Raw genomic sequence first — 12,939 nt, forward strand, 5'->3', positions numbered from 1 at the left:
CTTGTCGGCACACGGCTGCACCGTTTGCAAGCGCGTCGAAGCATCAAGGACAAGGCGGGGCAACCGGCTAAAGCCAATTGCCACGCCCGGATAATGCCTAACGCATCGGGTGAGTTGCCATGTCCGAAAGTACTACTTGCGCGGACGGCGACCCCCTTTCCCACCTCATATTGACTATCTATTCCGCAACTGCGAACCGCCGAACAATGACTTCCATCACGACGCCAATCTGGTTCCGGGAGTTGAGTGTCTGCGCAATGGGCAACATAGATATACGCGACATACGTTTCTACCGTTCGATCCTGCTGCAGAGGATGCCATATGTGTTGGCGATTGCCGCCACCGTATTTGTATCTGCGGTATCGGTGGCGTTGCTTCTCTCACCCGTATACCGTGCAAGCGCCAAAATTCTGGCGGAGTCTCCGCAAATACCGGCTGAACTGGCTCGTTCAACAGTTCCGATAGGCGCGGTCGCGCAGCTGCAGATCCTTCAACAACAGATCACGACGCGGGCCGACTTAATTGCCCTTGCGCAGAAGCTGCATGTCTATGACGATAGCGAGAAGCAGCCTGACGGAGACGATATCGTCAAAGACATGCGCGCTCGTATTGCGTTCGAGCAACTGCAGCTTGACCCACAAGGTGACGGTGCGTCGATCTTCAGCGTATCATTCCAGGCCAACGAGCCGGATCTTGCCGCAAACGGTGCCAACGAACTTGCTGCGATGATCCTGGGCAGAAACCAGCGTCAACGCACCGATCGTGCAGGAAGCACGCTGCAATTCTTCAACCGGGAGGTCTCCCGACTGGGCTCCGATTTGAGCCGGCTCGAGGCAGATATCCTCAAGTTCAAGACCGAACACAAGGACACGCTGCCCGACAGCCTTGAATTTCACCGCAGCCAGCAAAGCAGTCTCCAGGACAGGCTGATCGCTCTGGAACGCGAAGAATCCGATCTCCGCACCAGGCGGAGCAGCCTTGTCGCCACGTACGCTACTTCTGGGCAGCTTGTCGGCGCCGTTTCGCTCACGCCGGAACAGCAAATGCTCGCGGAGCTGAACAGGGCATTGTCCGAGCAACTACTGATTTTCTCGGAAGCAAGCCCAAACATTTCAGCGCTTCGCCTTCGGATCGCCTCGCTGCAGAACAGTCTGCTGGCCATCAAGCCAGAAGGCACGAAGAAGGCGGGAGCGGCCGCTACGCAGGGCACGCCGTTTGGCCTTAACCTGCAGCTTTCGGATGTCGACAAGCGTCTTCAGGCCGTGGCAGCAGAGAAGGTATCCGTCGCCCGGCGCATAGAAGAACTGACCCAGGCGATCAGTGGCACGCCGGCAAGCGAGACCGTCCTGAATTCGCTTGAGCGGAACCGGGAAAACATACAGACGCAATATAACGCCGCAATCGCAAGGCGCGCAGAAGCGTTGACCGGCGAGCAGATAGAGATGCGTTCGGACGGTGAGCGCTTCTCGGTTCTCGAAGCAGCGACGCCGCCCAGCCAGCCGATCCGCCCGCAACGGAAGCGACTAGTGGGCCTCGCCTCCGTTGCCGGGATCGGACTCGGACTGGCTTTTGTCGTTTTACTCGAAGTGTTCAATAAAAAGGTTCGCAGGCCGGTGGAACTGGAGCGCCTGCTTCAATCTCCGCCGTTGGCCACGATCCCAAATATCAGCCTCCCCGGCGAGCTTCCGCCCTCAAGACTGAGGCGCCGCATCGCGGCAATGATCGCCGTCGGAGTGATACCGATCTCCTTCATCGTTGCTGACCCTGTCTGGATGCAGTCACCTTCAACCGACCGGGAAACCATCGCCGAGCAGATATAAGTCCAATGCATATTTTCAGTATCGCCCAACACGAACTGTACTTGTCATCAGGATCAGAGTTGAAAACATGAAGCACGTTCCGCCATCACTGCAGGAGACCCGGCGCTTTCACAGCACGGACCGGCTGACAGAGCAGGCAATTCAGGCCTGCACGCGGCTCGGACGCGAAATCGCCTGGGAAAACTTGTCGCCGCTTGATCTTGACCAGGAAAGAGCACTTCAAAACCGCATCGTCACCATAGGCCGTGCCGATCCCGCGCACGCCCCGTTTGATATGTTGCGGACTCGGGTGCTGCAGAATCTGCGCCAGAACAACTGGACTTCCGTGGCGATCACATCGCCGACTCCCTCCTGCGGAAAATCGCTTGTCGCGCTCAATCTGGCGTTCAGCCTTGCCCATCAGGAAGACTGCCGGACACTGCTGATCGATCTCAATCTGAAACACCCCGCAATCGGCGCGATGCTTGGCGTGAGAGCTCCAGCGTCGATGGAGGAGTTTCTGAGAGGCCACACCGCAACCCATAACCTTTTCCTGCGGCACGGGCACAATCTGGCGATCGGCACGAACCATCAGCCCGTACAGTTTTCAGCGGAACTGCTGCAATCCCAGGACGCGGCAAGAATACTGCAGGACCTGCAAGCGAAGCTTGAACCGGATGTGATCCTGTTCGACATGCCCGCAGTGCTCGCAAGTGACGATGTTACGGCTTTCCTGCCCAACGTGGATTGCGCGATCCTGGTTGCAGCAGCCGACAGCAGCACCTTCGACGAAGTGGACGAATGCGAGCGGTATCTGGCGGAACGCACCAAGGTGCTTGGCGCAGTCTTGAACAGATGCAGGTACACCGACCGGTGACCGGGGCATTCGTGTCGATGACTCTGAAGATCTCTCTTTCCGAAGCGCTATGAACACAGACTATAAGGAGATGGCGATGCGCAAGATACTGATCGTCTATGGCACCCGCCCGGAGGCGGTCAAGATGGCACCCCTGATCGGCGAACTCGCTCGTTCGAGCCATTGCAGGCCAATCGTCGCAGTTACAGGTCAACATCGCGAAATGCTTGATCAGGTCAACCGATTGTTCGACATCCAACCTAGCCATGATCTCAATATCCTGACGCAATCGCAAAGCCTCGAAAACGTCACGACTCGTGTTTTGATTGGAGTTTCGAACGTCATTGAGACGGAAGCACCCGACGCTCTTCTGGTCCAGGGCGACACGACAAGTTGCTTTGCCGCTGCATTGGCCGCGTTCTACCGCAAAATCCCGTTGATCCACCTTGAGGCGGGCCTGAGGACCGGCGATCGCCACAACCCCTTCCCCGAGGAAATCAACCGGCGCCTCACAACCCAACTCGCGGCGCTGCACCTGGCGCCGACCCGGACATCGAAGCAAAATCTTCTGAATGACGGTGTCGCCGAATGCGAAATCGTCGTTACGGGCAACACCGTCATCGATGCCCTGCTGCAGGTGTCGGGGCGAAACAGCTCAAGTGAAAATCCCGACCTCAACCGGATCAGGGGTAGAAAGAGCGTTCTGATAACCGCTCATCGGCGCGAATCCTGGGGGGAACCGATGGCACAGTCCGCTCGCGCCATCGCGCGGCTGGCGCGGATATTTCCGGAGATTGCCTTTCTCCTTCCAGCCCATCTCAATCCGGCTGTGCGCGACGTCCTGCTTCCTCCGCTTGCCGGGCTTGAAAATGTGGTGATTACACAGCCGCTCGATTATGGCGACTTCGTCAAGGCCATGCGCGACTGCACGATCGTGCTCACCGATAGCGGCGGCGTCCAGGAAGAAGCCCCCAGCTTTGGCAAGCCGGTCCTGGTCATGCGTGACACAACCGAACGTCCGGAGGCCGTCGCAGCCGGCACTGTGCGGCTCGTCGGTACGAGCGAGGATCGGATCGTTGCCGAGGTGACTAGCCTTTTGACGGATCGACGTGCTTACCAGAAGATGGCGCGCTCCATAAACCCTTACGGTGACGGACAAGCCGCGATGCGCTCCGTTCAGGCTATCGAGCATTTCTTTGGGTTGGCAGACCGACCAGCCGAGTTCGGGCCTGCTACAGAACCGGCGCCGACACGGGTGGTCGCGGCCTGAGACGATCGAGAGCGAGGCGACATCCCCAAGAAGCAGTCCGGATGTTTTGAACACCAAAGGCGACCGGAGGGTCGCCTTTGGTTTATCGCGGTTCATGACAAGCAGGCATCCAAGGCCGCACTACAGCCCCCGCGCGTCAAACACGGCGCGCGGCCCTGTAGCACACGTCGGATCACAGAAGGAAATAGCCCTTCGACAGCGACACTGCATCATCAAGATGAACGGCGAAATCGGCATTCCTGTCACCATTGGTGTCACCATATACATAGGTGTCAGAGGCCTGCTTGACGTAACGTAGTTCGCCGGCCTTGCCAGTGAAGGCAGCAGTACCGAGGTAGGTGAAAGCTTGATCGCCGGACGCTGCCGAATTGGCGTCGATGTCCGCCAGATCAATCCTGTCACCGCCGGTGCCCGAGAAGTCGAAGATCGAATCTCGGCCCGTCGATGCAGACGTGCTCTCACTCGCCGCATTGAAGACGAAGGTATCGGCGCCCGAGCCGCCCACCAGATCATCCGCGCCGAGACCGCCATAAAGCGCGTCACTGCCGCCGCTGCCCTTGAGGACATCATCGCCGGCGCCGCCGGAAAGCAAATTGGCACCCGTATCGCCATAGAGCTTGTCGGCAAAACTCGAACCGGACAGCCGCTCGATCGACACATAGGTGTCGCCCTTGGCGTCGCCCGTGTTGTTCGCAGCGTTGGCAAGGCTTGCCGTAACGCCGGTCGCGGCGCCGATGTAGGAGGCGGTATCCGTGCCTGCTGCGCCGTCGAGCTTGTCGGCACCACTGCTGCCGTTCAATACGTTGCTTTCGGTATTGCCCTGCAGGGTGTCGCCGAAGCCGGAGCCGAGCAGTTTTTCGATGCTGGTGAACTTGTCGCCAGTTGCATCGCCGCCGGATGCGGTGCTTGCTCCAAGATTGACCTTCACGGCAGCGTTCGATCCGGAATAGCTTGCCGTATCGGTGCCTGCACCGCCATCAAGAACGTCCGCGCCGGCACCGCCCTTGAGCAGATCATCGCCGCCAAGCCCGTTGTAGGTCTCGCTGCCCGCATTGGATTTTCCGGTGACCGGCAAGATGTCATCACCTGCGGTGCCCGTGTAGACGGTTGACGTGCCGGTATCTGTTCCAGTGTCGGTGCCCGTGTCCGTACCGGTGTCGGTGCCCGTGTCCGTACCGGTATCCGGCAAGGTGTTCAGGTCGGTGTTTCCGTACATCACCGGGTTGTTGCCATAGAGCGCAAAATCACCCCATTGACCGTCGCCGACCTGGTTGTTGATGATCTTGATCGAGCTGTCATCGACGGCGCCGCCACCAAAAGTGTCATCGAGATAAACGGTGTAGCCACCGCCCGCCAGGCGATTGTTTTCAACCGTGATGTTCGACAAGCCACCAGCCCAGTTGTCGAGCATCACCGCCGAGGTCTGGCCGTGATCGACGACGACGGTGTTGTGGACGATGTCGATGTCGTGACCGCCATTGACCTCGANGCCGTCGTAATGGGCTTCGGCGGTGCCAAGGAAGTTNTGGATGTAGTTGTCGCGAATATCCGACGGACCGGCCACGGTGATGCCGTTTTCGACGCCGTAGATGTCGTTGCCNATAAACGTACCGTGACCGTAGATGCCGTTCTGGCTGAGGCCCTTGCCGTTGATTTCACTGTTCTGCAGCGTGAAGCCGCTCGCATCGTCCATGACCCGGATCGCCGTCCATGCACCGGTGGACGTCAGCTTGATATTGCTCAGCGTAACGTTCTGGGCGTCGATGACGATATCGCCGGTCACTTCCATGTTGCTGATGACGGCATTGTCTTCGGTGATGTGAAGCGTGCCGTTATACTGGGTCAGCGTCGCGCCGGACGTGACGCCCGTGTTGGTTGCATCTGGAAAATCTGCCACTGTTGTTATAGCCTTTCTCCTCAGCCCTTAAACCCCGTTTCAAGATGGTCTTACTGCTAAGCCGACTACCTCTTTTTTGGTAAGCCGAACCTATAAAACGGAGACCTATTGCAACTTCCAACGTTGTGCAATGCAGTAGGAACAGGCCCATAAAAGCCAAAAGTCGGCGCCTTATAATCGCCGTAATAAATTGAATTAGACATTGCTACTATGAAATAATTGGTTAATTTCCGGCGGCTACCGAAAAAATAAAGTTTTCAAAATTTTTAAATAATCATACAAAAGCGCAACCTGCAGTCTGACTACTGCGCTGAAACTATTTGCAAAAAAATTTCAAACTCCACGCGATCGTCTCGCCGGGCAAATAAGCCATCTTTTTTTCTGAAAAAATTTTCTCGGCAACCTAAGAGTATAAGAACGCTCGGCTCAACCGCATTTCGGCGGTTTTTCCACGCACACGGGCGGTGAAAGAGACGAAACAGGGCTGCTGGGCAGCCGATACGTCCGGTGATTCGAGAAAGTCGGAGCTTACAAACAGGGGATATAGGCTATTGGACAGCGCCAAGCCGTTTTAGGTCGGCCTGGAGACCGTCGCTCAAGCCGACCGCGGCCCTGAATGCCGAGCGATGCCCCAATCCGACTGCCAGGCGGATCGCCTCACCGATGATGATCCCGAGCCGAAACAATACCGACGCCGACGGGTTATGGTACCGCCGATAATACTTGATGCGATTGGCCGTCATAAGAGCGGTGAGGAACGGGCTGCTGTGGTAGTCGCCGCCAATGTGGACCGCCAAGGCCTGCGGAACATACAGAACCTCAAGGCCTGCTGTCCGGACGCGGCGAAGATAATCAACCTCCTCGCTATAAAGGAAGAAGCTCTCATCCCATTCACCGACCGCTTTACGAGCTTCGGCGGACACCAACAGGATGGCGCCGGTTGCCCATTCGATCGGGCCTCCCTCGCGGTAGACGGCAGCTCCATCGACAATTTCACCAAGCCCCAATCGTGCAGCGAGCGTGCCTCCCAGCAGCGCCTCCGACCATGCGGTAACCAAAGACGGCTCGCGGCGGATGGACCTCGAAATGCCGCCGTCCTCTCCAAGGACCTGCGGCACCGCTACTCCGGCTGAACGAAGACCTGCGTACAGACTGCTTATGCAGCCCCGCTGCAGGCGGATGTCCGGATTGAGAACGAGCAGATCGGTAGACGGATCAATAGTCGCGGTCGCGGCATTGATGGCGGCTGAGTAGCCGGCGTTGCGACCCGTTCGAATAACCCTAGCGCCGATCGGGTGAGCGAGGGCGAGATCGACGGAGTGATCGTGCGAGTCGTTGTCGACGACAATCACTTCATATTGCTCGACGCCTTCGAGCCCCGCGTTCAGACTATCCAGCAAACCGGATAACACAGAAGCGCTGTTGTAGGTGACCGTGACGACAGCAAGTCTGCGCGCAACCAGGGCCGCGGCTGCGCTGCTGCCTGTATGATGTTCCTGTTGTCTCGTTGAAGCGTCCATCTTGCGCTCTCGCATCCACACCCGACATGGCACTTCCGCAATCCTTGTAGAAAAAGAGCCCGGGCCGGAAGACGGTCGAGAGACGTAGCAGAAGACCCGTTCGGAGCGAACGCTAATCCGGAATGCTAAACGGCATCCAATCCGGGTAAGCCGATCGATGTATCCCAATACCATTGGCGGCATGCGGATGCCGGGTCGGTAAGCCTTTGAGTGCGCTGGAATATCTGCGGGGATTTTCTAGCATGTCGTCGACGCGTCGATTTTTCGCGTCTTTGGACGATGCGCCCGTTTTCGCCTTGGTGAGCGGCCATCTCCTCTAAACGCGAGTGCGAGGGGTTTTCATGCCAATTGATTTTCAGCATTCATTGTCTGCGAGAACACAAAACGCTCCATCGGAAAACAGTAGTCACAGCAGCCCTGCACCCGAACTGCGCCGCATCGGCACGCTCGACAGGCTGGAAGCCATTGAATTGACGTCGCGTGAGGGGCAGGCCCAGGTCGTTCAATTGCTGGGCATCGCATTGCGAGGCTTGCCGCGCATGCATAACGACGGAGCATTCGGCCACACGTTGCGCGCGGTCAAAGACGGATCCCACTCGTCGGAACGGCTCGAAGGCGACAGTCTTCGCTATGCGGCTATCGTTGCCCTCGGCCTATCCTACGCCGACGAGGGAATTCAGCAGCAGATACTGAACGGCAGCACGGCGTCCGAACTGGCCCATGCATGCGCCGCACGCGCCGAAACATCTGCCGACACGGGCGCTGTGGCGCTGGCCGCCTGGGCGGCCGCCGAGGCAGGGCGATTTCATGCAGCCCCACTCTTTCGAAAGCTTCGTCTGCTCCCTGCCTCCCACGCCCCCATCGCGACGGTTCACTGTGCATGGACATTGACGGCCGCGCTGGCGGCAGAACAATTCGGCGACACGCAGGATCTGACCGCGTTCGCCGCAAAACGGCTGATGTCGGGATTATCCCCGGCGGGGCTGTTTCCCCACATGCTCCCCGCGTCGGTAAGCGGACGCTTGCGGGCCCATGTCGGTTGCTTTGCCGATCAGGTCTACCCGATACAGGCACTGTCTCGTCTTCATATGGCCCGCGGCGATGTCTCGGCGCTGTCGGCCGCCGAGGCATGCGCGGAACGGATTTGCGCCTTGCAGGGGGCCGCCGGGCAATGGTGGTGGCACTATGATACGCGCGACGGAAGCGTGGTCGAAGGCTACCCCGTCTATAGTGTCCACCAGCACGCGATGGCGCCGATGGCATTGCTCGATCTCAGGGAGGCAGGAGGTTTCGACCACTCCGGGGCGATCGCCAAAGGTCTGCGGTGGCTCGATAGGCATCCCGAGGTCGCGGTACCGCTCGTTGTTCCCGAAAAAGGCGTGATCTGGCGTAAAGTGGCGCGCCGCGAACCCCGCAAGGCAGTGCGGGCAATTTCTGCCGTCACGACCGCATTGGTTCCCGGCCTGCATATGCCGGCCCTTGATGTGCTTTTTCCTCCCAATCAAGTGGATTTTGAATGCCGCCCCTATGAGTTGGGCTGGCTGCTATACGCGTGGCTCTCGGGCGAAGTGGTCACCAGGCTGGCCCCCGGCTCGGCAAAGGCCACGCCTGCAAAGGAGATCTGAGATGCAGGCGCAACGTCAGCTTTTGTTCGGCATGTATATGGACGCCATGCGTATGGACGAGGTGATCGAACACTGCCGTACGGCGCTCATCACAAGGCGGCCGATCCTTCTTGGGGTTCTCAATGCAGCCAAGGTCGTGGAGTTGCGCAGAAATGCTGCGCTACGTGAATCGCTGATGGAGTGCGATCTTTTGCTGGCGGATGGCCAATCCATCGTTTGGGCAAGCAAGTTGCTTGGTCGGCCGCTGCCTGAACGTGTTGCAGGGATCGACATTTTCAGTCGACTTCTCCTCCTTGCCCACAAGGAAGGCCGCTCCGTCGCATTTTTGGGGGCAAAGCCGGATGTTCTCGCGGAGATGCTACACGTCGTGGCACGGCGCTTTCCCGGTCTGAAAATCGCCTACAGTCATCACGGATATTATGAGGCCGCTGAAGCGGGGCAGATCGCAGCCGGAATCAGGGAGTCCGGCGCCGACATGCTCTTCCTCGGAATGACGTCGCCGAAGAAGGAGATATTTCTAGGCTCCTACGGTGCCTCCCTCGGCGTGCCGGTGATGCACGGCGTGGGTGGTTCCTTCGACATCATGGCGGGCCTGACAAAAAGGGCGCCGATTGCCTGGCAGAAGTGTGGCATGGAATGGGCGTACAGGCTGCTGCAGGAACCCAGGCGGCTCTGGTGGCGTTATCTGAAGACAAATACGAGCTTCGCCCAGCTCACCGCCCGTGAAATGTTCCATCCCGATCATCCCTTCCTGGCTGGGGCAAACCATCGTGTAACATCCGGCAGTCCGATGCTCCCGGACGCCCAACTTCGGAGCATTGCCGATGACTGACGTGTTCAAGGGCCGATTGGCCATACTGGGAATGGGATATATCGGCCTACCCACCGCCGTTGCCATCGCAACGCGCGGCATCGATGTGATCGGGGTCGATGTCAATCCGGCGGCCGTTGCGGCAGTGAGACGCGGCGAAGTTCCTTTCGTCGAGCCGGATCTCGCCGTAGGCGTCAGCGGCGCTGTCGCGATGGGTCGATTGACCGCCACAACCGAAACACCAGAAGCAGACGCTTTCATCATCGCGGTGCCAACCCCGTTCAACGAGGACCGAACCGCCGATTTGTCCTATGTCAAAGCCGCCGCCGAGCAGATCGCTCCCATGCTGCGATCGGGAAACATCGTGGTGCTCGAGTCCACGTCCCCTCCCGGCACCACGCAAAAGGTGTGCGATTGGATCGGCGCCCTGCGACCGGATCTCAAAATGCCGCGGGACGGCGAAACGGGTGCAGACATATATGTCGCCCATTGCCCGGAGCGTGTTCTTCCCGGCCGCATCATGATCGAGATCATCACCAATGACCGCGTCGTCGGTGGTTTGACGCCGAGATGCGCCGAAAAGGCGGCGTCCATCTATCGGCTGTTCGCTCAAGGCGAAATTCTGCTAACCGATGCGGCAAGCGCCGAAATGGCCAAGCTGGTTGAAAACGCCTATCGCGATGTCAACCTTGCTTTCGCCAATGAAATTTCCCTGATCAGCGAATCCCTTCATATCGACGTGTGGGAAGTGATCCGCTTGGCCAACCGGCATCCGCGCGTCAACATTCTCAACCCGGGACCAGGCGTCGGCGGCCATTGCATTCCTGTTGATCCGTGGTTCATCGTTTCCGCCGCGCCGCAACTCTCGCGCCTGATCCGCACGGCGCGCGAGGTCAATGACCATCGACCGCACCATGTCGCCGCCCAGGTCGTCGAGAAGGCGAAAAGGTTCCGCTCACCGACGGTGGCGTGCCTGGGCCTGACCTTCAAGGCAAATGTCGACGATGTTCGGGAAAGCCCGGCGATCGAGGTTGTAGGGCTCATCGCCAAAGCGCTCCCGGAGGTGGATATCTTCGTCTCGGATCCCTATGTCAGCGTCATGCCCAGGCAGCTGTCGGAATACAGCAATCTCCGTCTGGAGGGTGCCCATCAGGCAGTCGAGCGCGCGGACATCGTCGTCCTTCTTGTCGAACATGAGCCATTCAAGGCCATAAGGCATACACGCCTTGGCGGCAAGGTTATCTACGACACGCGTGGCGCGTGGCACTGAGAAATGCTAATGCTTCCAGTCTGATGATGGCTGAAAGGGAAGGGCGTCGGGCGGATGGCGGACTTCGACATCGTGGTTATCGGCGGCGGCATTGTCGGACTGTCAACGGCGATGCAGCTGTCGCGGCGCTTTCCTGGCAAAGCCATAGCGGTTCTTGAAAAGGAGCCGATCCTTGCCGGCCATCAGACGGGACGCAACAGCGGCGTCATCCACGCTGGCGTCTACTATGAACCCGGCAGCCTCAAAGCGCAGTTTTGCAGGCAGGGCAGCGCGGCAACGATGCGCTTCTGCGAAGAGTACAGCATACCCTTCGAACAGCGCGGCAAGCTGCTTGTGGCGACCAGCGCAGAGGAACTGCCGCGTATGGAGAAGCTCCATGAGCGCGCACGCGCCAACGGACTCGAGGTTCACCGTGTTGGAAAAGACGAGTTAACCGAGCGCGAGCCACATATAACCGGCCTTGGGGCCCTGTTCATCCCCGCATCCGGCATCGTCGACTATGGCAAGATCACGCGCCGCATGGGGACAATCCTGACCGAGGCCGGCGGCACGATCATGACCAACTCTGACGTTCGCGATCTCAGTGAACAACCCGATAGCGTCGAGATTGTTCTGAACGACGGCGCTCTGCTTCGCGCTCGCCATGTTGTTGCCTGTGCCGGCATCAATGCCGATCGGCTGGCGCGACTGTGCGGCCTCGCCGCCGAGCTTGCCATCATCCCTTTTCGAGGCGAATACTTCCGCCTGAGCCCCAGCCTGAACCGTATCGTTCAACACCTGATCTATCCGATTCCGGACCCGTCTCTGCCGTTTCTCGGCGTGCATCTGACGCCGATGATCGGCGGCTTCGTGACGGTCGGCCCGAACGCCGTTCTGGCCTTTGCCCGTGACGGCTATCGATTTGGCGATATCAATTCCAGGGATCTCTGGGAAATGGCCCGTTTCCGAGGTTTCCGCCGGATGATCGTCGACAATATACGCTCCGGGCTGGCGGAGATTGCCAATTCGCTCAGCCGTCGGCGCTATCTTGCCTTATGCCAGCGCTACTGCCCGGAACTGGAGCTGACCGATCTGCATCCGCATCCAGCCGGCATCCGCGCCCAGGCCGTCAACCGCGACGGCCGTCTGTTGCATGATTTTTTGATCGAACGGACGGCGCGCACTGTCCATGTGCTCAATGCGCCGTCACCCGCCGCCACGTCGGCATTGCCGATCGGCAGGCACATCGCCGACATTGCGGGCGCGCATTTCAACTACGCGTAATCTCCGGACCGGGACTGGCAGGAACAGGCCGCCACTCGTTGCGGGTCAAAGACGCGCGCTGTCATTCGGGAGCGGAACCTCAGCCAAAGTGATAACTGGATCGGCGCGCGCTTTAGACTACGCTAATGCTTTATCGCCAACCGTCCGGGATCGCGACGCGGATGTGCACCAGGGGGGAGCCAGCCATTAACGCCAACGACAACTACCTGAATTCCGGGCTCGCTGAAGATCACCGTGCGTTCGGCTGTCAGAGCGACCCCGGTGACCGTAAGCCCAGTCTCCCCGGCTCACGCCGGCGGGTGATCGCAGTTTGCCTCGCCTTTGCCGCGGTTGGCGCCGCCGGCCTTCTCTGGATGAGCCATTCTGTGGACTCCGCGGCGATTGAAACCGGCAAGTGACAGGACATCCTGGACGTCGGGACGGCGCCGCATCGTCCACCCGTCAAGAAGCGTCGCGGGCTGCTGTTTCGACTGCTGCTCACAGTGGCCGCCGTTTCGTGCAGCAGCGGCAGCGTCACGACCGCGGATCTTGCTGTTCGGTTAACCACCCTAATCACATCGGTGGAGCGACCGCGATGCCGGATACCACCGATTGGGGTCGTTCGCCGGCACAAGAAAATTGGCAAGAT

Annotated in this window: 9 protein-coding genes; 7 read left to right on the top strand and 2 right to left on the bottom strand. The window is 59.2% G+C overall.

From position 1 onward, the window contains the following. The first annotated feature begins 206 nt into the window (after positions 1-206). The 3 genes from A3AY_RS36765 (at position 207) to wecB (ending at position 3,925) form a co-directional block, all read left to right on the top strand. A complete protein-coding gene (locus A3AY_RS36765; protein WP_174371936.1) occupies positions 207-1,820 on the top strand; it encodes a GumC family protein in 1,614 nt (537 codons plus the stop codon). Positions 1,821-1,887: 67 nt separating this feature from the next. Continuing rightward, the gene (locus A3AY_RS0132310; protein WP_018329805.1) at positions 1,888-2,676 is read left to right on the top strand and encodes a CpsD/CapB family tyrosine-protein kinase; all 789 of its coding nucleotides are present in this window, start codon (positions 1,888-1,890) and stop codon (positions 2,674-2,676) included. A gap of 76 nt (positions 2,677-2,752) precedes the next feature. After that, positions 2,753-3,925 carry a non-hydrolyzing UDP-N-acetylglucosamine 2-epimerase gene (wecB, locus tag A3AY_RS0132315; RefSeq protein ID WP_040669561.1) on the top strand — a complete coding sequence of 391 codons (1,173 nt, stop codon included), beginning with the start codon at positions 2,753-2,755 and terminating at the stop codon, positions 3,923-3,925. Between the two features lie 172 nt (positions 3,926-4,097). On the opposite strand, the gene A3AY_RS37275 is transcribed toward wecB, so the two are convergent. Next, the gene (locus A3AY_RS37275) at positions 4,098-5,714 is read right to left on the bottom strand and encodes a calcium-binding protein (RefSeq protein ID WP_478001577.1); all 1,617 of its coding nucleotides are present in this window, start codon (positions 5,712-5,714) and stop codon (positions 4,098-4,100) included. Positions 5,715-6,370: 656 nt separating this feature from the next. Continuing rightward, positions 6,371-7,342 carry a glycosyltransferase gene (locus tag A3AY_RS0132325; RefSeq protein ID WP_112864762.1) on the bottom strand — a complete coding sequence of 324 codons (972 nt, stop codon included), beginning with the start codon at positions 7,340-7,342 and terminating at the stop codon, positions 6,371-6,373. 341 nt (positions 7,343-7,683) lie between these two features. Between A3AY_RS0132325 and A3AY_RS36775 the strand changes: the two genes are divergently transcribed. From A3AY_RS36775 to lhgO, 4 genes are read left to right on the top strand one after another with little or no spacing between them, the layout of a single operon-like run. Next, the gene (locus A3AY_RS36775; RefSeq protein WP_154663365.1) at positions 7,684-8,967 is read left to right on the top strand and encodes a hypothetical protein; all 1,284 of its coding nucleotides are present in this window, start codon (positions 7,684-7,686) and stop codon (positions 8,965-8,967) included. A gap of 1 nt (position 8,968) precedes the next feature. Continuing rightward, the gene (locus A3AY_RS36780; RefSeq protein ID WP_018329810.1) at positions 8,969-9,799 is read left to right on the top strand and encodes a WecB/TagA/CpsF family glycosyltransferase; all 831 of its coding nucleotides are present in this window, start codon (positions 8,969-8,971) and stop codon (positions 9,797-9,799) included. Then, a complete protein-coding gene (gene wecC, locus A3AY_RS0132340; RefSeq protein ID WP_018329811.1) occupies positions 9,792-11,048 on the top strand; it encodes a UDP-N-acetyl-D-mannosamine dehydrogenase in 1,257 nt (418 codons plus the stop codon). The genes A3AY_RS36780 and wecC overlap by 8 nt, the downstream gene beginning before the upstream one ends. A gap of 54 nt (positions 11,049-11,102) precedes the next feature. Beyond that, positions 11,103-12,311 (top strand): L-2-hydroxyglutarate oxidase, encoded by a 1,209-nt coding sequence (gene lhgO, locus A3AY_RS0132345; protein ID WP_018329812.1) that lies wholly within the window; start codon positions 11,103-11,105, stop codon positions 12,309-12,311. Positions 12,312-12,939: the final 628 nt, after the last annotated feature.

This window comes from Rhizobium giardinii bv. giardinii H152 (assembly GCF_000379605.1).
Taxonomy (GTDB): domain Bacteria; phylum Pseudomonadota; class Alphaproteobacteria; order Rhizobiales; family Rhizobiaceae; genus Pararhizobium; species Pararhizobium giardinii.